Source organism: Pectobacterium nicotianae (assembly GCF_023272715.1).
GTDB lineage: Bacteria > Pseudomonadota > Gammaproteobacteria > Enterobacterales > Enterobacteriaceae > Pectobacterium > Pectobacterium brasiliense.
The window spans coordinates 3,485,723-3,505,506 of record NZ_CP096821.1 but is presented as its reverse complement, the minus strand read 5'-3'; the positions used below and the strand labels follow the sequence as shown (position 1 = coordinate 3,505,506).

Genomic DNA, 19,784 nt, shown 5'->3' with positions numbered 1-19,784 from the left:
GATTTAATGAGTTATTCATTACAAAAGTCGATGGTGGCGAAAGTTGTTGGCATATCACTCGTGATGTTGCTGGCGGCTTGTTCCAGCGATCAGCGCTATAAGCGTCAGGTCAGTGGCGATGAATCCTATCTGAAGGCTCCGGCGCTGCACGCGCTGAATACGCCTGCCGGGATGATTTTACCGGTGCAGAACGGGGATTTTGATATACCGCCAGTTACCCTGAATGGTGCGGTCGGCAAGGAGCTGGATATCCGTCCTCCAGTGCAGCCATTGGCTTTGTTGAATGGTTCCCGTACCCAGATATCAGGAGATACGGCAACGCTGTTGTTAGAAAACAGTGCGCAAAACAGCCAGCTCTGGTCTCAGGTTATCCGCGTGTTGCAAGACAAGGCGTTCACCATTGCCAGCCGTCAGGATGCCAGCCAAACGTTGACGACCGACTGGATCTCATGGCCGCGTGAAGATGAAGATGTCCCGTATCAAGGGCGTTATCAGATTTCCGTCCAGCAGCAGGGTTATCAGGTCGCACTGATCGTGAAACTGCTGGGATTACAGCTGAACGGTCAGCCGGTGACGGAGGGCGATCAGGCTCAGCGCTACACTGGCCTGATGCTGAATGCGCTCAGTAATGGTCTGGATGCTCAGGCAACCGCACGCGAAAACGCACTGGCAAACCGCACCATTGGTTCGCTGGATGTGCAGAGCGGGGCGGATGACACTGGCTTGCCACTGCTGATTGTGCGTGGTCCGTATACCGTGGTGTGGGATCGTCTGCCTGTCGCGTTGGACAAAATCGGCATGAAGGTTAACGATCGCAGCCGTCCGCAGGGTTCTGTCTCCGTGACGTATCGTGCACCGAGCGGCGGAACCTGGGATGACCTGGGTGCGAAAAATCCTGAACTGCCTAACGGCGATTACAAATTGCAGGTCGGCGATTTAGATAACCGCAGCAGTCTGCAATTTATCGACTCCAAAGGGCATACGCTAACCCAGTCTCAGAACGATGCGCTGGTGGCCGTATTCCAGGCGGCGTTCAGTAAATAACGCATAAATAAACCAAGGGTCGGATTATCCGGCCCTTCTTCATTCAACAATCTCTACCCGAATTGACGGGCGCTATCGGCAACCGTTCGGGGAAGCGTTAAATATCGGGTCGTACTTGTTGACCCTCACTGTGTGGAGTAATTAAAGATGCAAAAGCTAGCTGAGCTGTATCGTGGAAAGGCGAAAACCGTCTACACCACCGAAGATCCCGATCTACTGGTGCTGGAGTTCCGCAATGATACATCAGCAGGAGACGGTGCACGCATTGAGCAGTTTGACCGTAAAGGAATGGTGAATAACAAGTTCAACCATTTCATCATGAGCAAACTGGAAGAAGCTGGAATCCCAACGCAAATGGTGAGCCTGCTGTCTGACAATGAAGTGCTGGTGAAAAAGCTGGACATGGTGCCGGTCGAGTGTGTCGTGCGCAACCGCGCGGCGGGATCGCTGGTAAAACGTCTGGGTATCGAAGAAGGCATCGAGCTGAACCCGCCGTTGTTCGATCTGTTCCTGAAAAACGATGAGATGCATGACCCGATGGTGAACGAATCTTACTGCAAGACGTTCGGCTGGGTGAATGAAGAGAATCTGGCTCGCATGAAAGAGCTGAGCTACAAGGCGAACGACGTGCTGAGCAAATTGTTTGGCGACGCCGGGCTGATTCTGGTCGATTTCAAGCTGGAGTTCGGTCTGTTCAAAGGTGAAGTTGTGCTGGGTGATGAGTTCTCACCAGACGGTAGCCGCCTGTGGGACAAAGAAACGCTGAACAAAATGGATAAAGACCGTTTCCGTCAGAGCCTCGGTGGCTTGATTGAAGCGTATGAAGAAGTTGCGCACCGTATCGGTGTAAAATTAGACTAACTGCGCAATCGTTTACGTTCAGGTCGCCGGTCGGCGATAGGCTGACGGCCTGAATGTTTTGCCCATTTCTCTCTCGAAAAGCTGCCTTTCTATTCTCGTCTCTGCCCGAATGATTTGCTCACTTGGCCTTTACTTCGATTCCTGCCCCTGACCCTGATTAATGTTATCATCGCGGTTTGCTTAACACTCAATCCGACTACTTTCGACAGACTCGCATCCATGACCTATCTCGATCCAACATTGTTAATTCTGCTCGTCCTGGCGGGGCTGGGTATCATCAGCCACAACATGACCGTCACGCTGGCGATTTTGGTTCTGCTGGCGGTACGTATCACACCGTTGAACAGCTATTTTCCGTGGGTGGAAAAATACGGCCTGAGCATCGGTATCGTCATTCTGACGATTGGCGTGATGGCACCGATTGCCAGCGGAAAAATTACCGCCAGTGAAGTCATGCATTCCTTCCTGCACTGGAAATCTCTGTTGGCGATTCTGATTGGCGTTGCCGTGTCCTGGCTTGGCGGACGCGGCGTGTCGCTGATGAGCAACCAGCCCTCCGTGGTAGCGGGGCTGCTGGTGGGCACGGTTATGGGCGTGGCGCTGTTTCGCGGTGTTCCCGTTGGACCGCTGATCGCCGCAGGGTTGCTTTCCCTGCTGATTGGCAAGACCTGATTCATCTGGCGCGTGTGATGATGTTGCGTGATTTTCTCCACAGCCAACGCCAGCAGCAGCGCTATGGCGTCCGGCGATTGCTGGTGCTGAGCGGCGAACCGAGCTGGTGTGAAGAACAGGCGCTGGCGCTCAGCCGCCAATCGTCTGGTGACTGGCTGTGGATCGGCGAGTCCGCGCCTGATTCCGTCACTGCGCTGCCAGCCAGTCGAGTGCGGACGCTCCTGGGGCGGGAGTTTCTTCACGCGGTGTTTGATGCGCGCAAAGGCGTGGACGTCGAGGCGCTGGCGATGCTGTCAGGCACGCTACAGGCCGGTAGCTGGCTGATTATGCTGGTGCCGTCGTGGCAGACATGGCCGACCTTGCCGGATGAAGACAGCCTGCGCTGGAGTGAACAAGAACAGCCGATTGCTACCCCGCATTTTATCCAGCATTTTCAGCGCCAGCTGTTGGCCGATGAGGACGTGGTGCTCTGGCAGCAGGGTCAGGAAGTCGTGATTCGGCCACTTGCCGCGCGATCGGACTGGCAGCCTGCGAACGGTGAACCGACAACGCAACAGCAGCAGATTCTGCATGAGCTGAATGCCGCAGAATCTGGCGTGTTTGTGATTACCGCACCGCGCGGGCGGGGGAAATCAGCGCTGGCGGGCATGCTGACGCAGCGCAGTCGGGGAGCCTGCTGGATTACCGCACCTTCCCGTGCCGCGGCGGAGATTCTGCAACAGCACGCACGTACCGAGAAGCAATTCTGGGCTCCGGATGCGCTGCTCGCACATTGCCGCCTTCATGGCGCGCCCGATATCGACTGGCTGTTAATTGATGAAGCGGCGGCGATTCCGTCTTCCGTACTCTCCGCGCTGTTACCGTATTTTTCCCGCATTCTGATGACCACGACGGTACAGGGGTACGAAGGCACCGGACGGGGATTTCTGCTGAAGTTCTGTGCGACGCTGCCTCAGTGGCGGGCGTTTACGCTGAAAGAGCCTCTGCGCTGGGCCGCTAACGATCCGCTGGAGCGGGTGTTGGATCAGGCGCTGCTATTCAACGAGCCCGACGCGTTTCAGTCCCCGCCACAGCCCGCTCGATCTATTCCCTCTTCTGCGCTGGAAAGTCGAACCGAATGTGCCGACGACTGGCTAATACATCCTGAGCGTCTGGCATGGTGCTATGCGCTCTTGTGCAGCGCGCATTACCGTACTTCGCCGCTGGATTTGCGCCGCCTGATGGATGCGCCGGGTATGCATATTGCCAGCGCACAGATGGCGGGCGAGATGTGTGGTGTGCTGTGGCTGGTGGAGGAAGGTGGACTGTCGGACTCGCTGGCTCATGAGGTATGGGCAGGACGGCGACGCCCGCGCGGTAATCTGGTGGCGCAGTCGCTAGCGGCACACGCTGGTTTATGGCAGGCACCGACGCTGCGTGCTCGCCGCGTGAGCCGGATTGCAGTGGCATCGTCATGTCGCCGACAAGGGATTGGCCGTGCGCTCATTGCAGAACAGAGGCGTGAGGCACAGCGACAAGCGTTGGATTATCTGTCGGTTAGCTTCGGTTATCAGCCAGAACTGTGGGCGTTCTGGCAGTCGTGTGGGTTTCAACTGGTGCGTATTGGCAGTCATCTTGAAGCTAGCAGTGGCTGTTACAGTGCGATGGCGGTGCTGCCGCTGAGTGACGCAGGGCATAGACTGGCGGAGCAGGGAAGTCAGCAATTGGCGCGTGACTGGCATTGGTTACAGCGCCTGATTCCGCTTAACCTCGCACTGCCGCAGACAGGAAATACCGAGCTGGATGAAGACGACTGGCGTGAGCTAGCGGGCTTTGCGTTTGCGCATCGGCCGATGGAGGCCAGCTTCGCCGCGCTTTGCCGCCTGTTGGTTCACACTGCATTGCCGCTGCCTGCGCTACGCCTGCTGGCGGAAAAGCCGGGTGAAAGCGAGCAGATAACCATGACGCTGGGGCTGACCGGCAGGAAAGCACTCCTGAAACGCTGGCGCGAAGAAACCGCCAGCGCATTGGTCGATCTCGATGCGCAGCGGTGTGAGAGCTGGAGAAGAAGCGTAATGTAGGTATAGATAGCAACACGAAATCCGCTCATCGCGTCACTTTTCAGAGACACGTCGCGAATTTTTGCAGCACGTTTGCTATTTCCAATGCTTCCGATGCAGAGAGCTCAACGGGATCGTGATGTTCTGTCATTGCTTGGATCTGGATAGATGTGCCTTGTTCGATCCAAATGCGAACGGCTCCATCACTGGTTTCAAAATAGTTTTGCGTCGATTCGTCTTGCATGGTTATTCACCCGAGTGGGAAAGTGTGTGGATGTGTTGCCTGAAAATCGTCACATCGATAGTCAATGTGCTATCAAAAAAGTAAAAGCGTGGCGAGCTCATCGGCTACGTGTGTTCTATGAGCATCCAGCGCTATCTTGATATCGGCAAGCTCACCACATAGCGTGAAAATCCCATCGTTCAACACCTCTCCATCTGGAGTACATGCAATCAGCTTAATCACGTTCTCACTGTTGCCTGCATCCTTTCCCTCAAAAATAAGCTCAACTTCCTGAGGGAATAGACTGATATAAACGATAAATTGACCGCTTGGATACTCAGTGTTTCCAGAGCATTTGGTTAATACACCTTCATATTGTTCAGAAACCGTTTCATAAATACTGTCCAAAAACTGTTGAAGAGTGGAAAAGATTTCTTCTTTTTCTGCCACGCTCACCTTCCTTATTACATCCTCTAACAACGGTATCAACCGTGCCTCGATAGCAATGTTAATCGTTACCTGTCATGGCTATTCGACCATTTTTTTACTATTGAATCATCAGGTTTATTGGAGGGGCGGCAGGCTTATCTACTTTTTCGCTATCACGCATGATGCTGACAGTGTGGCTGCCAGCATCATGCGTGATCGGAAGGACGCGTCAACGCCGCGTTATGGAGGTGCAGACTGCGGTATCAGTCCAGCTGTGATTTGAAGGCGGGCGCACGACGAAGCAATTCCCATAGCGTTTCCTGCAAGGGGATTTTCTGCGCTTCTGACAGCTGCGGATAGCGCTGATAAAAAGCGTCCTCTTTCGCAGAAAAATCTGGGTTCTCCTGAAGCCATTGTTCACGTAGCGCGATAATTTGCTCGTCCGTTAGCTTTTTGCTCGGCGTGGCGTCTTCCTGTGCCTGAAACCAGCGGAAGCGTCTATCCGGCGTTGCGCGTTCTTCTCTGCTCCATCCATCTTTAATTTGCAGGAGTTGCGCCAGCGCGAAGCCAAGAGTGGTACTGATGCTCCGCCAGCTATCAGCGTCGGACGCGGCAGGTGGTGGCGATAGGCTGGCGAGTATTGTCGCAATATTCTTTTCCAGGCTCAGTTCGGTAGCCGCTTTTTCTTCCCAGCTTATCGCCTGCTGATGCAGTGCCGTCCATTCGCTTTCTGCCACGGCTTCACCCGCTAGCAGCCGTGAAATTGCCTGAACCCACTGTTGGCGCAAGCCATCTACGGTTTTATCTACCAGCCAGTCAGACCACGGATTCCCTTCGTGACTTAACCAACGGTGCAGCCATTGCAGCGCAACGCCATCTACCGTTTTTCCCGGAGCAAGTGCCGCAAAGAGGGCATCAACCTGTTCTGGTGTGGTGCTCGGCAGTTTTTCCAGCAGTAAGCCGAGCGCGGCAGGTAGTCCGGTGATGCGTTCAAAGATGCGAATGTCTGCACTGTGCGCCAGTGCAGCAGAGACTGAGCCTTTGTTGTCCTGCCAATAGGGGGAAAACGCGTGCTCGATATTGCCGTCCGCTGCATGCTGACGTAGCCGCTGGTGGAGGAACGTGTGTAGCGAAGCATCATCATAGAACGTGCTCCACGTAACGCGGGTATCTGCCAGCGGCTGTGCGGTGTTCTGTATCGCAATCTCGTGCGATTCCAGCCAGCCGCGTAGCTGTGCCAGCGTTTTCACGCCGATCTGCCGTGAAATCTCTTGCCCATTTTTAAACAGCAGCAGCGTAGGGATACCGCGCACGCCAAAACGCTGCATGAATGCCGGATATTGCTCCACATCCAGCTTGGCGACGGTCAGGTTGTCTGGCGTGTTATCGGCAATCGTGTTCAGCAGAGGAGCCAGCGTTTTACACGGCTGGCACCAGGGCGCCCACAGATCGAGCAAAATGGGCTTATCGCTAGTCGTGAGCAGCGCATCCAGCGAGGTGTCGCTGGCAGTGATAATGGCGTCTGACATGGTGTCTCCGTTCAGAGAAAATCGTGAGTAAATTGAGTAGGGGCAATGAACCGTGACGCACGGCTTACTGCGAGCCGCCTACGGTCATGTTGTCGATACGAAGCGTTGGCTGGCCGACGCTGACGGGCAGGGATTGGCCTTCTTTGGTGCAGGCGATATTGCCGTCATCCAAAGCCAGATCGTTGCCTACCATCGCGACGTGTAGCAGCGCCTCTGGCCCGTGACCAATCAGCGTGGCACCTTTAACCGGGCGGGTGACGCGTCCGTTTTCAATCAGGTAAGCTTCCGTGGTGGAAAAGACATATTTCCCGCTGCTGATATCAACCTGCCCGCCGCCGAAGCCGACGGCGTAGAGGCCGTTTTTGACCGATGCGATCACTTCTTCGGCGGGATATTGTCCAGCTAGCATGTAGGTGTTGGTCATGCGCGGCAGCGGCAGCGCGGAGTAGGAAGCCCGACGCGCGTTGCCCGTCAGGGCGGTATTCATCAGTCTGGCGTTGAGGCTGTCCTGTAAATAGCCGCGCAGGATGCCGTCTTCGATTAACGTTGTACACTGCGACGGCGTGCCTTCATCGTCCACATGCAGCGAACCCCGCCGGTTGGCGAGCGTGCCGTCATCCACGACGGTAATGCCCGGCGCGGCAACGCGTTCTCCTAATAGGCTAGAAAATGCGGAACTGCCTTTGCGATTAAAATCACCTTCCAGCCCGTGCCCGATAGCTTCATGCAGCAAAATACCGGGCGAACCAGCCCCGAGGATCACGCTGTAAGTGCCTGCTGGCACCGGGCTGGCATCCAGATTATTCAGCGCCTGATCGACGGCCTGATTAACCCACTGGCTGACCGTCTCGTCAGCAAAGAATCGGTAGTCGAGGCGTCGCCCGCCACCGCTGGAACCATTTTCCCGACGACCTTGCTGTTCGACGACGACATTGATGACCAGATTCACGAGTGGGCGCACGTCGGTGGCGAGTCTGCCGTCATGTCGGGCGATCAGAATGGTTTCATGTGAAGCATTCAGGTAAGCCGTTACCTGCGTCACGCGGGGATCGCGGGCGCGCGCCTGTTTGTCGATCGAGAGCAGAAGCTGACGTTTATGTTCTTCGGTTACGGCAAGTAAGGGATTGTCTGACGGGTAGAGCGCGGTAATGCCGTGCGGCAGCGATGCGGGTAGTGCCACACTGGCGGTCTGTCCCTGGCGGCTGATTTCTCTTACGGTATTGGCCGCTTGCAGAATCGCCTGCGGACGGAGGTCATTGGTGTAGGAGAACGCCGTTTTCTCGCCGCTGACGGCGCGGACGCCAACGCCCTGATCGCGACTAAATCCCGTTGGGCGCACGATACCGTTTTCTAACTGCCAGCCTTCTTGCTGGCGGCGTTGAAAATAGAGATCGGCATAGTCCACCTGACGCTGCATGATGTGGTTCAGCGCGTGCGTTATCTCCGTCGTTTCCAGCGAAAATGCCGACAGCGCAGGTGAGACTGGCGCTCTGGAAGCGTGTATTGCCATGATGGTGATCCTGTTTCTATGACGCGATGTGGGATTACTGCCCGGCGATCTGCATCTCTTCAATCAATAGGGAACCGCAGGAGAGATTGCCCTGCGTGTGGATGTCCGCCCCGAGCGCGACGCATTGCAGGAGCAGCGTTTTCAGGTTGCCCGCAATGGTGATCTCTTCGACCGGATACTGAATTTCGCCGTTTTCGACCCAAAAGCCCGCCACGCCCTGCGAATAGTCGCCCGTCATTGGGTTCAGTCCGTGCCCCAATAGTGTGGTCACCAGCAGCCCTGTGTGCATCTGGCGCAACAGCGCTGGTAAGTCATCGCCAGCGCGACTTTGGCTGCTGCTGACGGTCAGGTTATAGGATCCACCTGCGTGTCCGGTCGTTGTGAGCCCCAGACGTCGAGCGCTGTAGCTTGAGAGAAAATAGCCTTGTGCAACGCCGTCGTGGATGACATGCCTAGGAGTCGCGGCGACGCCTTCGGTATCAAAGCAGGCGCTAGCCAGTGCCCCGGGAATAAACGGATTTTCATACAGGCTCAGGTGCGGTGCAGTGATGGTTTCACCGAGGCACTGACCCAGAAATGACGTGGAGCGATAAAGTGCCGCGCCGCTCAGCGCACCGACCAAATGATGAACCAAGCTGTGCGCCACGGGGGCATCAAACAGCACTGGACAACGGCGGGTTGAGAGTTTTCGTGCACCTAGCTGTGCTACTGCACGTTGTGCGGCGGTATGCCCGATAGTTTCTGGCGTAGCCAGCAGCGACGGTGCTCTGCCGGTGGTGTGCCAGAAACCCTGCTGGCGTTGTGTATCGTTACGGGCAATCGCATGGCTCCACAGGGTGTGCAACGACGTCGGGTAGCCCGCCGAAAAACCGGCAGAGTTCGCCAGAATAAAATCTCCCTGCTGTGAGGTGATTTCCGTGCTCTCGCTGTAGCCATGTTCATGTGTGGTATTGGCGGCCTGCTCGGCACGCAGCGCCAGCGACAGCGCTTGCTCAACCGTCAGCGTATCGGCGTTATGCAGCGCAAGATCGTAAATATCACGGGCGAAATGCTGCGCTTCTGGCAGACCGCTACACGGGTCCTCATCAGCATATTTTGCCAGCGTGCTGGCAGCGTCCACGGCATCCTGCAACGCTTCCTTGCTAAACAAGGTCGAAGAAACGGTGCCTGCGCGCTGGCCGAAGTAGACCGTAACGGACAGGAAGCGACTTTGGTTTTGCGTCAGCGTATCAATATCGCCGTTCCTGACGCGGATCGTACGGCGGTTTCCCTGCGAGACGCTGACGACCGCCTGACTCGCGCCTTTTGCGGCCGCGAAGTCCAGCACGTCTCCGGCCAGCGACTGAAGCGTGTCGGTCTGCGACGTAGCAAGAACGGGGGATTCATCAAGAGAAGGCATTATTCGGTATCCATGCGTGACAGTGTTCTACTCATGATGTGCAACGAAGAAAGAAAAGCGTCACCGCGCGACGAAACTTTTTTACGCAGGGGTGTTTTGATGAGGAGAGAAAGTGATGCGCTCTGATGCTGGCGCGGCTGTCAGCACCAGAACGCAAAGGGAGGTCAGGGGGCTTTGACGGGTTGCAGGACGAAATCGATTTTGCTCAGGCCACGCTGCTGGGCACTTGTCATGACATACGCCACTCGACCATATTCGACGGCCTGATCGGCAAACAGCCGTATATTGGGGTGAGTGCCTTCGGCTGAGGCCGCATCGAGTTTGGCGATCAGTTGGGCATCATCAACGGCTTCTTTATTCCAGTTAATTTGTCCGGTTGCAGTAATTGCGATATCGACAGCCTGTGGATCTTTCTTGATTTTCTCGACGCTGGCGCGCGGCAGTTCCACTTTGACGGCATGATTAATGACCGGCAGGGTAATCATGAACACGATCAGCAGCACCAGCATGACATCGATAAACGGCGTCATGTTGATGTCGTTAAGCAGGGCGTCTTCCTGACTTTCAAACGGGGATGACATACTCATGGCGATATTCCTCTTCAGGCGGAGCGCTCAACGGGGTGACTCGGCTCATACCGCGCTGCGCTATTCAGGTCGGTAATACTGGTATCCACGCGCGCGCCAGTCAGCAGATAAGCGTGCAGATCGTGCGCAAAGCGATTCATGGCATGCAGGACGATGCGATTGCGGCGGTTGATCGCGTTGAAGCCTAATACGGCGGGAATCGCCACGAATAGGCCAAACGCCGTCATGATCAAGGCTTCACCGACGGGGCCTGCAACCTGAGCCAGATCGGGCTGACCAATAGTGCTGATGGTTTGCAGCGCGTGAAAAATACCCCACACGGTGCCCAGTAGACCGATAAACGGCGCGGTACTGCCGATAGAAGCCAGCGTGCCGAGGCCGGATTGCAGTTTCCCTGAGTTGGTGTCCAGCGTGTTGCTCAGGCCGCGTACCAGCCAGTCGCTGAGATCGACGTGTCCGCCTAGCGTGGAAGAGAATTTGTGTGGGTGTTTCAGCAGCGCATGTCCTTCGATCACCAGATCGCGGAACGGGTTAAAACGCTGCTTACCGAATTTCTCGACGCTCTCTTGCAGGCTGGTCGCCTGCCAAAAAGTATTCCGACTGTATTGCACGCTCTTGTTCAGGGTAAGCAACTGCCGTGCTTTGAGCAGCATGACCGTCCATGACAGCAGCGACATGATCAGCAGAATGATGGCTACCGAGTGGGTGACCACGTCGCCCTGCTGCCAGAAATGGTGGATATCTAACGTGTTCATGTGTGACCTCTTATGCAATAACCTGATTCGGGCGTGTTTGCGAAATAGCAAATGCGCTATTTCAACGCGGGTGCTTTCTTAGTGAGTCAGCCGGAAATTAACGGGCTGAATCGTCATGACGGTAATGGCCTGTCCATTTTCGCGGTAAGGCGTACAGCGTGCCTGCGCCACGGCTTCAATCGCGGCCTGATCGAGAGCGTCATAGCCGCTGCTGCGAGCAATGTCGTGTCGAATCAAGCGTCCCTCAGGGCTAATCACCAAACGAACCAGCACGTTGCCTTCCTGCTGGAGACGCTTGGCGCGGCGAGGGTAGTCAGGTTGCGGGACGACACAGCCAACGGATGCGACCTGCTTAGGCTGAGCACCAGGACTGTTCTGCATCAGGTTGCCCTTGCTGGCGGTCATCAGCGGGCCTGGCGTCGCTTCCGGTGTAATGGGAGACGGCTCCGGTGCCGGACGCGCCGCAGGCTGACGCTCGGCGGTGGTTTTTGGGCGAACGGGCTGCGGTTTTACCACTGGCTTAACCGGCGGCTGGTGAATCTCTTTTTTGACCGGAGGCGGCGGTGTTTTCTGTTCCTCAACGACTGGCTTTTCAGGAACGGGCGCAATTTCACGCTCACCCTGTTCTGATGTCAGCACGGGTGGCTCCGGCGACGGTTCGGGAATCGGTTCGGGTTCCGGTGCTTCAACCATCGTGGCCTGAATGCTGATACTGGCTGCTGGATTGAGCAGGTTGATCGGTGTGTATTCGGTGGTTCGCGTGATGAGTAAGGCAGCGACACCTGCATGGATCAGCGCGACCGTCAGAAAGCTGAGCGCAATCTTCCCCATTTCTCCCCGGGCGGGCACCGCCACCGTCATACTGCGCGATAGCTGTGCGGGTGCGACGTCATGCCGTGCGGCAGGTGCCGCATCAATGCGCGCGTTTAACGAAAGGTGTTGCACGGATGCCTGTTGCACGTTTTCCTCTGCTGCTCTTGCTGACGGTGTCGGACGCTTTATGCTGCCCTGAACATCGGGATTGTGATGACCTCTATTAACGATGTGCAACGAGGCAGGAAAAGTGTCACCACGTGCGTGAAATTTTTTGATGGCTTACCGTTTATGTCGGTTTGGCAGCGCGAATATGTATCCAGTAATCGGTGGTATGTACGATGGCTATAGGCATGGTTTGCGCCAGTGAATCCAGCGTGTAATTCAGGTTATCTAGCGGGAAATTGCCGCTGACGCGCAGATCGGCGATAGCGGGATCCAGCCGAATAATGCCGGGAGTGTAATCACGCAGTTCGCTGATGACCGACGCCAGCGAGCGATCGCGGACTTCCAGACGGCCCTGCATCCAGGCGATTTCTTCCTCAGACGTGACGGCAACCTGATAGAGCGTTGAGCGATCGAACCAGACGCCTTGCCCCGCGTGAAGGTTCAGGCTTTGCCCTGCGTGGTTAGTCACCTTGGCGATGTTATCCAACACGCCGACGTGGATGCCGCCGCTTTCATAACGCACGTTCACATTGGCCTGAAGCGCGACGATATTGCCCATGTGGGTATCAATAATAAAAGGGCGCTGTGTGTCCGACTTAATCTTCGCGAAGACACCACCGTTGAGAATGCCGACCTGACGAAGGGTATTTTCTGGTTCCACATTGATATCGACGGCAGTACGCGCGTTCAACATGAGCGTGCTGCCATCGCTGAGCGGAACCTGCTGGCGCTGTGCCGTGGCGGTCTTCACGTCAGATAGAAGCGGTGACAGGGGGTAATGCTGGTTAAGTAGCAGGCTGCTTAGCGAGGCGACAGCCACCATGCCCAGCCCATATTGCAGGACTTTGCGCCGACCTGAGGGGGCTAATAGCGCCTGGCGAATCGGTTCGTGAGGCAGCGCGGCGAGAAGCGGCTGAAATTTCCCCAGCGTTTGCTCGATGCGTTGGCAGGCGCGCTCATGCAGCGGATTTTCGTATCGCCAGCGGCGGTATTCATCGTAATCGGTCTGTGTTGCTTCGCCGGAACGCAGCAGCACCATCCATTCAATCGCCTGTTCGGCAATTGGGTCATCCATGTGTCGTCTTGCCATGCGGTTCACCTATAAGTCGCTGCTGTCCTGCGTGGCCAGATAGCAGTTGGTCAGCGCTTTGGCGATATATTTTCTCACCATACTGGCGGAGACATCGAGCTGTACGGCAATGTCGGCATAGGTCATGCCATCAAGCTGGCTGAACAGAAATGCCTGCCGTGCTTTGGTGGATAGTCCATCCAGCGCCTGATCGATAGTGAGCAGCGCTTCCATCAACAGCTGTTGCTCTTCCGGCGACGGATGGTGAAATTCAGGTTTACTTGCCAGCGCGGTGAGATAGGCTTTTTCCAGATCGCGGCGACGCCAGTTTTCATACAGTACGCGTTTGGCGAGCGTGGTGAGCATCGCGCGCGGTTCCTGTACGTTGGCAAGATTTGGTAGCGAGGCCAAACGTAGAAATGCCTCTGAGGCGACATCCTCCGCTTCACAGCCGTAGGCAATACGGCGGCGTAATTTGTCCGTTAGCCAGCGATAATCGCTGCGAAATATCAGCGACAGTAAGTCGGGTTTTTTAACAGCCTCTGTGTACATGGGCATCCTTAAATCGCGTAAATCACAACAATGCTTGAACCGGGATACCCCAGGGCCGCAGAACAAAAGGAACGATGCGTCCTGTGCTGTTTTTAAGTCAAAATTTGCAGGAGTCAAACCACGTTTTTTTTCTATCGTTAGTTAGAAATGTTCTGTTACTGATTGGAATGGGTAAATCGCTATTTCTGGATGTTTCTTAGCGGGAGATAAAAAAGGCGATTCAGAAGAGTGATTCATTTTTTATATTTAAAAATACAGAGAAAAGGTTTTTCCAAATCAATCTGTTTTCTACCGAGAAAAAATAATTACGGGAAAAATGACTTTCCTGCTGTCACTTTTTCATCGTCATTGCACAAATCATACGAAGACCAATAAAAACTGATTTTTTGAAGCAATTGACGAGGGAAAAATGAAAAAAGGTAATGCTGCCTCTCCTGCTCTGGGGCTGAGTGTTAGGAAGCGCTTATTCTTCACTACTATGCTGACAATGAATTCTGCGTTATTCGTGGGGGCGACGACCGTTCCTGTGGCTGCATATGCGGCGGGTGAAAATGACACCGTGGCATTTTCTATTCCTGCGGGCGACCTGCAAAAAGGGCTATTGGCAATCGCCAATCAAAGCAAGCAGACACTCTCTTTTAATCCTGCGCTGGTGGCGAATTACCAGAGTGCCGCGCTGAATGGCAATTATTCAACGCGTCAGGCTATTTTACGCTTACTGCAAGGTACGCCGTTATTACTGACGACGACGGATAATGGCACGCTGACCATTGTTTCTTCCCGCGCTAATGATGCGGAAGTGGCGCAGGCGAGTGACAAAACGCTGCCAGCGATTACCGTCAGTGCAGGCAGTGAAGATGAAACGGTATTGAACCCTGGCACTTCCTCTTCCGCTTTACGCACCAGTACGTCGTTGCAGCAAACGGCACAGTCGGTTCAGGTGATCAGTAATAAGCTGATTACCGCCCGTCAGGCCACATCGCTGGAAGAGGCGTTAAAAAACTCGGGCAGCGTGGTCACCATTCAGTCAAACCGCGGTACGCCTACGTATTGGATGCGTGGCTATGCCGTGACGTCCGGTGCGACGGATGGCCTGTCGGGTTCCAGCAACGCCGGTATTGGTCAAGGTACGGCGATTGAGGGGATCGAACGTGTCGAAGTGTTGAAAGGGCCACAGTCGGTGCTGGCGGGGAGCAGCTCCGCTGCGGGAACGATTAACGTTGTGCGTAAAAAACCGGTAACCGAACCGTTGCATGTCCTCAAAGTCGAGGCGGCGCGTTACGGGGAATTTAAAACGGCTATCGATCTGGGTGGCGCGATTACGGACGATAAAGCGTTCAGCTACCGTTTGAATGCCTCAACCATGAAATCTCAGCACTCCTTTCCTGATTACAATGGTAACCACGGCGATTATTTAGCGCCAGCACTGACCTGGAAAAACGACAATACGCGGATCACCGTTGGTGCGGAAGTGAATCAGGCACGTAAATCGGGACCTGCCGGAACGATTTACGCTAACGGGAGAATACAGAAGCTGCCGGAATATCGTCTGGGAGATAAAGACGACCATAACAAGATGAAAACGACGAATGCCTACTATGAACTGGAGCAAAAACTCGTCGGCGATTGGACATTTAACAGTAAAGCGGGTTTCCAGAGTACGGCCTCGCAGATGAAGATGAACGAAACGCTGGATATCGCCGCCAATGGCAACAAGATCAGCCATCCGCTGGCCTATAAATCCACTAATCAGACGTGGAGCCAGCAAAATGATATTCGCGGGAAAATCGAAACCGGGCCCGTCACCCAGACCTTGTTGCTCGGTCATGACTATAAGCATGAACGCTACGCCAGCTATGACGGCAACTTTATCCTGATGACCAATGGGAACGTGTATAACCCAGACTCGTTGGTGTTCCCCGGCATCGGTGAACCGAATAGCCGGACATACACGTCCAAGCTGATTCAAAGCGGTTTCTTGTTCCAGGATCAGATCGATGTCTTTGACCGCCTGCACTTCCAACTGGCGGTGAAGCGGTCAACATGGAACAACAGCTATTTGGTGGGAACGCGGGCATCGACGTACACCGCGACCAAATGGATTCCCAATTACGGCATTAGCTTCGATATCACACCGGACGTTACGATTTACGCCAACTTGCTGAATAGCTTTAGCGGCAGCGCGCAGATCTCGCGTTCAGGCGTTCAACTCCCGCCAACGACAGGGCAGTCGAAAGAGGCGGGGCTGAAGTTTAACCTGCTTGATGACAACCTTACCCTGACGACAGCAATGTTCAGCATTGAACAGAAAAACCTGACGGTGAGTGACAGCAGCGGTTTCCCCATTGCGACCACGGGGAGAAAGAGCGAAGGCTTTGACGTTGACTTGAATGGTTCCCTATTGCCGGGCTGGGATGTGACGGCCAGTTATACCTATTCCGAAAATAAGGATCCGAACACGATTCGCTCCAGCAGCACCAATACACCACGTCACTCGGTTAACGCATGGACATCCTATGAAATACAGTCCGGCCGTTATCAAGGCGCGGGGGCTTCGGTAGGGATAAACGGCACGTCGGATACGCAAAACGGCAGGAGAAACGAGAGCTTCAGAGTGGGAAGCCAGTTCTCAACCGATACGTCGGTATTCTACCGTCAGCCTGACTGGTCGCTGACGTTGGGCGTCAATAACGTCTTCGATCGCGATATCTATTACACCAGCACGACGCCGCTGTATATCGGGGTGAAAGAAGGGCGGACGTGGCGTCTCACTGGGACATATTCGTTCTGATAACCCGTTCGGCCAATCTGTTAGACAAATAACGAGAACGGTTATTCACACGAATCAGCAGGTAGAAACGGCGCATGAACGCAAGCGAGACGAGCACGACAAGGCCGGGCATCGGCCAGATTCTGATGCCCTATTGGCAGACGCCAGAGAAATATCTGGCGCTGTTTATTCTGGCAGTGATTATTAGCATCAATCTGGGTACGGCTTACATTAGCGTGGAGGCGAACCGAGTCTCGGGGAAATTCACCGATGCGTTGATTGGGCTGGATTGGGAGCAAATAAAACCGCTGTTTATCTTCAGCTTCATCCTCGGTTTGAGCGCCATGATGCTGAGATGGGTAAACGTGCTCAGTCAGGGCTATCTGGCGTTGCGCTGGCGTACCTGGATGACGCTCCACTATATCCGGCGCTGGACGGGGACATCGGCTTATTACGAAATAGAGAGAGACGGTGCGCTGTCGAATATCGATCAGCGTATCGCCGATGACGTTAACGAACTGGTGTCGGCCTCGCTGAACTTTTTTCTCAGCCTTATCTCGGTCGTCATCAGTACCGTCACGTACACGGCGCTGCTATGGTCGGTGTCCGGTGTACTGCGTTTCTCGTTTATGGGCAGCGACTGGGCGATATCCGGCTATATGGTTTACGCTCTCTATATCGAATATATCCTTCAGGTTGCGCTGTCGCACTGGCTGGGTAAGGCGTTGATAAAACTGAATATGAACCAACAGAATGCGGAAGGTGACTTCCGCTTTCTGGGCGTTCAATTACGCGAAAATGCTGAACAGATTGCCTTCTATCAGGGAGGGGCGCGGGAAGGTGAACGGCTGGCCCAGCGGTTTGCTCGCGTGCGTGACAATGCGCTGTCTGTGCTGTTGCGTGGTTTTAAGGTGTCGTTTGGTCAGAGTTTGTTTAGCCATTTTCTTTCACCGTTACCGACGCTATTGGCGCTGCCACAGCTGTTACGTGGAGAGATCACCTTCGGCGATTTGACGCGGATTCAGATGGCTTATGGTTCTCTGGGGGCGACGCTGAGCTATTTTATGCAGGCGTATCAGTCCTTCACGCGCTGGCTGGCGCTGACGAAGCGTTTGCAGGATATGGAAGCTGCGCTGAACAAAAGTGTGCGGACGTCATCGCCTATTCGGGTGACGGAGCATGATGGTCTTGGGTTTTCCTGTGAGAATCTGCGGTTGTTAACGCCGGATGGCCGTGCGCTGACAGCGTTAGATGACTGGCAGGTCTTGCCCGGTGAGCGCTGGATGATTAACGGCGCATCTGGCGTGGGTAAAAGCACGCTGCTGCGCGCCTGTGCCGGGCTATGGCAGCACGGTAGCGGTGCGATTTCACTGCCTCGCCACTGCCGCACGCTGTTTTTACCGCAGAAAAGCTACCTCCCGACGGGAGCGCTGAAAGCGGCATTGTGCTACCCCAGCAACGTGCGGGATTTTACCGACGAGCAGTGCCGACAGGCGCTCATCGACAGCAAATTATCGGACATGGCCTCGCAGTTGGATGATGAAGATCGCTGGCAGCAGCGGTTATCCGGCGGTGAGCAGCAGCGAATGGCGATAGCCCGTGCGTTGCTGCATCGGCCCGATTTTATTTTTCTGGATGAGGCCACCAGTGCGCTCGATCCTGAAACCGAGCAGCAGGTGTATCAGGCATTGATCACTGCCTTACCTGACAGCGCGATTATCAGCGTGGCGCATCGGGAATCGCTGGCGGCTTTGCATACTCATCATCTACACCTGACGCCGTTAGCCGAAAGCGACAGTCGGCATGAGAAGGATACCCATGCGGGCGATGATGCACCGCCGCATCCAGATTCGGATAGGGCATTTAGTGAACGTGGTTTTGCCTGGCGCGGGGAGTGATATTTTCTGCTGTCTTCAATGAAATAACTCCGCTCTAACATGGGCGGAGTTATTGCGTCTCTAGCAGTCTAAAAACCAGAGGCGCTTTCCCCTGTTTCTCTGGGTAGTCGGCAATTAATGTGAGGTCAGTTTTCTTCTCTCCAGACCAGAGCTGACACTCTATTCTCTTTTGCTGAGGGGCTGCATCCATCACGTAGCTGCACAGCGGTGTCCTACCCGTTCTATCAGGGGTAAAGGCGATGTCGTAAGGCGGAAGCGTTAACTCCGCCAGGTTTTCCCCCGCGCTATCCAACTCCTCAAGAATCTCTTCGTAAATAGCAGGGCTCACGCCAAAATCCACTAAAATAGCCGGATCGCCATGTTGGATGCTGCGCAATAGCTCGCTCACGAGTCGATACATTTCATCATTGTTACCTGCCATCGCTCATTTCCTTGGTTTTAGAAAATATGGCGACATGCTAAGCGTTTTCACCGGTGTCGTCTTCATCGGCGAGTAATATCTTCATCATGCCCTGTGGGTTATTTAAAAACTGCCGCGTGATTTGATAATGCTCCGTATCCTGCCATGCCACCTGCTGAATACCGTTTTCATTGAACTGATAAATCACTGAATTAGGGTAGGCCAGAATAATAGGTGAGTGGGTAGCGATGATGAACTGGCACCCTGCGTTCACCAACTGATGGATACGCGCCAGTGCGGTGAGCTGCCGAGTGGGAGACAGCGCAGCTTCTGGTTCGTCCAGCAGATAAAACCCGTTGGCACCGAAGCGGTGGTTTAACAGCGCCATGAATGATTCGCCGTGCGACTGCTGATGGAGCGAAACACCACCGTAAGCCAGCTGAATCAGGCCGGGATCGATATTTTCTATTTCTGTCGCCACATTGAAAAAACTTTCTGCCCGTAAAAAATAGCCGGTGCGCGGACGTGTTATGCCTTTGACGATGCGGAGATAGTCGCTCAGGTTGGAATGGGAATCACGAGTGCTGAAATTGAAATTACGCGAGCCGCCTTCCGGGTTGAACCCCATCGCGATTGCCACGGCTTCGAGCAACGTCGATTTACCAGAACCGTTCTCGCCGACCAGAAAGGTGACATCAGGATGAAAGCGGATTTTTTCGAGATCGTTTATCGCCGGAATGGTTAATGGGTAAGCCTGCGGGTCGAGTGTTTTTTGCGGATGAAAATAGATGCGCTGCAAATAGGGTTTATTATTCTGTTCCACTTTATTTTCCCCATAATACTGAGACGAATTTACTCGTTCCTGGATGGTGTTTTTTTATGAGAACGATGAAAGGTTTTCAGCGTAATAAGGCCGCCTATCAGAAAAGGGGCACTGGTGATTCATGCGTTAATTAACGGGCTAACGCTATTGTTTTATTATTTTACGCGGTTTATCGCCTGCGACCTATTTGATGTTTCATAATTAAATTGGCATAGAATAGATAAAATATAGCTATATAGAGCA

The 19,784-nt window shown here is 54.4% G+C and carries 18 protein-coding genes; 6 read left to right on the top strand and 12 right to left on the bottom strand.

Features of this window, described 5'->3' with window-relative positions; genetic code table 11:
* Positions 1-6: 6 nt before the first annotated feature.
* The 4 genes from bamC (at position 7) to MYB54_RS15710 (ending at position 4,637) form a co-directional block, all read left to right on the top strand.
* Positions 7-1,044, top strand: a complete 1,038-nt coding sequence (gene bamC / locus MYB54_RS15725) for an outer membrane protein assembly factor BamC (protein ID WP_039312252.1) — start codon at positions 7-9, stop codon at positions 1,042-1,044.
* Between the two features lie 147 nt (positions 1,045-1,191).
* Entirely contained in the window at positions 1,192-1,905 is a 714-nt protein-coding gene (gene purC, locus MYB54_RS15720; RefSeq protein ID WP_010286515.1) for a phosphoribosylaminoimidazolesuccinocarboxamide synthase, read from the top strand.
* A gap of 219 nt (positions 1,906-2,124) precedes the next feature.
* Positions 2,125-2,577 carry a DUF441 domain-containing protein gene (locus MYB54_RS15715; protein ID WP_010286516.1) on the top strand — a complete coding sequence of 151 codons (453 nt, stop codon included), beginning with the start codon at positions 2,125-2,127 and terminating at the stop codon, positions 2,575-2,577.
* Positions 2,578-2,594: 17 nt separating this feature from the next.
* Positions 2,595-4,637, top strand: coding sequence for a tRNA(Met) cytidine acetyltransferase TmcA (locus tag MYB54_RS15710; RefSeq protein WP_248721039.1), 2,043 nt, complete (start codon positions 2,595-2,597; stop codon positions 4,635-4,637).
* Positions 4,638-4,677: 40 nt separating this feature from the next.
* Here the strand turns inward: MYB54_RS15710 and MYB54_RS15705 are convergent, their stop codons facing one another.
* From MYB54_RS15705 to MYB54_RS15660, 10 genes are all read right to left on the bottom strand, one after another.
* Positions 4,678-4,860 carry a hypothetical protein gene (locus tag MYB54_RS15705; RefSeq protein ID WP_248721038.1) on the bottom strand — a complete coding sequence of 61 codons (183 nt, stop codon included), beginning with the start codon at positions 4,858-4,860 and terminating at the stop codon, positions 4,678-4,680.
* Positions 4,861-4,932: 72 nt separating this feature from the next.
* Positions 4,933-5,289, bottom strand: a complete 357-nt coding sequence (locus MYB54_RS15700; protein WP_248721037.1) for a hypothetical protein — start codon at positions 5,287-5,289, stop codon at positions 4,933-4,935.
* Between the two features lie 242 nt (positions 5,290-5,531).
* On the bottom strand, positions 5,532-6,797 hold the full coding sequence (gene trxA, locus MYB54_RS15695) for a thioredoxin (protein WP_248721036.1): 1,266 nt from the start codon (positions 6,795-6,797) through the stop codon (positions 5,532-5,534).
* 64 nt (positions 6,798-6,861) lie between these two features.
* On the bottom strand, positions 6,862-8,307 hold the full coding sequence (gene tldD, locus MYB54_RS15690; protein ID WP_248721035.1) for a metalloprotease TldD: 1,446 nt from the start codon (positions 8,305-8,307) through the stop codon (positions 6,862-6,864).
* Between the two features lie 34 nt (positions 8,308-8,341).
* On the bottom strand, positions 8,342-9,706 hold the full coding sequence (locus tag MYB54_RS15685; protein ID WP_248721034.1) for a TldD/PmbA family protein: 1,365 nt from the start codon (positions 9,704-9,706) through the stop codon (positions 8,342-8,344).
* A 164-nt stretch (positions 9,707-9,870) separates the two neighbouring features.
* Entirely contained in the window at positions 9,871-10,293 is a 423-nt protein-coding gene (locus MYB54_RS15680; protein ID WP_248721033.1) for an ExbD/TolR family protein, read from the bottom strand.
* 14 nt (positions 10,294-10,307) lie between these two features.
* On the bottom strand, positions 10,308-11,048 hold the full coding sequence (locus MYB54_RS15675; RefSeq protein WP_248721032.1) for a MotA/TolQ/ExbB proton channel family protein: 741 nt from the start codon (positions 11,046-11,048) through the stop codon (positions 10,308-10,310).
* A gap of 78 nt (positions 11,049-11,126) precedes the next feature.
* Entirely contained in the window at positions 11,127-12,008 is an 882-nt protein-coding gene (locus tag MYB54_RS15670; RefSeq protein ID WP_248721031.1) for an energy transducer TonB, read from the bottom strand.
* Between the two features lie 142 nt (positions 12,009-12,150).
* Positions 12,151-13,119 carry a FecR family protein gene (locus MYB54_RS15665; protein ID WP_248721030.1) on the bottom strand — a complete coding sequence of 323 codons (969 nt, stop codon included), beginning with the start codon at positions 13,117-13,119 and terminating at the stop codon, positions 12,151-12,153.
* A gap of 9 nt (positions 13,120-13,128) precedes the next feature.
* Entirely contained in the window at positions 13,129-13,650 is a 522-nt protein-coding gene (locus MYB54_RS15660; protein ID WP_011092862.1) for a sigma-70 family RNA polymerase sigma factor, read from the bottom strand.
* Between the two features lie 409 nt (positions 13,651-14,059).
* Between MYB54_RS15660 and MYB54_RS15655 the strand changes: the two genes are divergently transcribed.
* Together MYB54_RS15655 and MYB54_RS15650 are read left to right on the top strand one after the other, a co-directional pair.
* The gene (locus MYB54_RS15655; protein WP_248721029.1) at positions 14,060-16,441 is read left to right on the top strand and encodes a TonB-dependent siderophore receptor; all 2,382 of its coding nucleotides are present in this window, start codon (positions 14,060-14,062) and stop codon (positions 16,439-16,441) included.
* Positions 16,442-16,515: 74 nt separating this feature from the next.
* The gene (locus MYB54_RS15650) at positions 16,516-18,318 is read left to right on the top strand and encodes an ABC transporter ATP-binding protein/permease (RefSeq protein WP_248721028.1); all 1,803 of its coding nucleotides are present in this window, start codon (positions 16,516-16,518) and stop codon (positions 18,316-18,318) included.
* A 49-nt stretch (positions 18,319-18,367) separates the two neighbouring features.
* Here the strand turns inward: MYB54_RS15650 and MYB54_RS15645 are convergent, their stop codons facing one another.
* Both MYB54_RS15645 and MYB54_RS15640 read right to left on the bottom strand, forming a co-directional pair.
* Positions 18,368-18,739 carry a hypothetical protein gene (locus tag MYB54_RS15645; protein WP_248721027.1) on the bottom strand — a complete coding sequence of 124 codons (372 nt, stop codon included), beginning with the start codon at positions 18,737-18,739 and terminating at the stop codon, positions 18,368-18,370.
* Between the two features lie 37 nt (positions 18,740-18,776).
* The gene (locus MYB54_RS15640; protein WP_100017343.1) at positions 18,777-19,541 is read right to left on the bottom strand and encodes an AAA family ATPase; all 765 of its coding nucleotides are present in this window, start codon (positions 19,539-19,541) and stop codon (positions 18,777-18,779) included.
* Between the last annotated feature and the right edge of the window lie 243 nt (positions 19,542-19,784).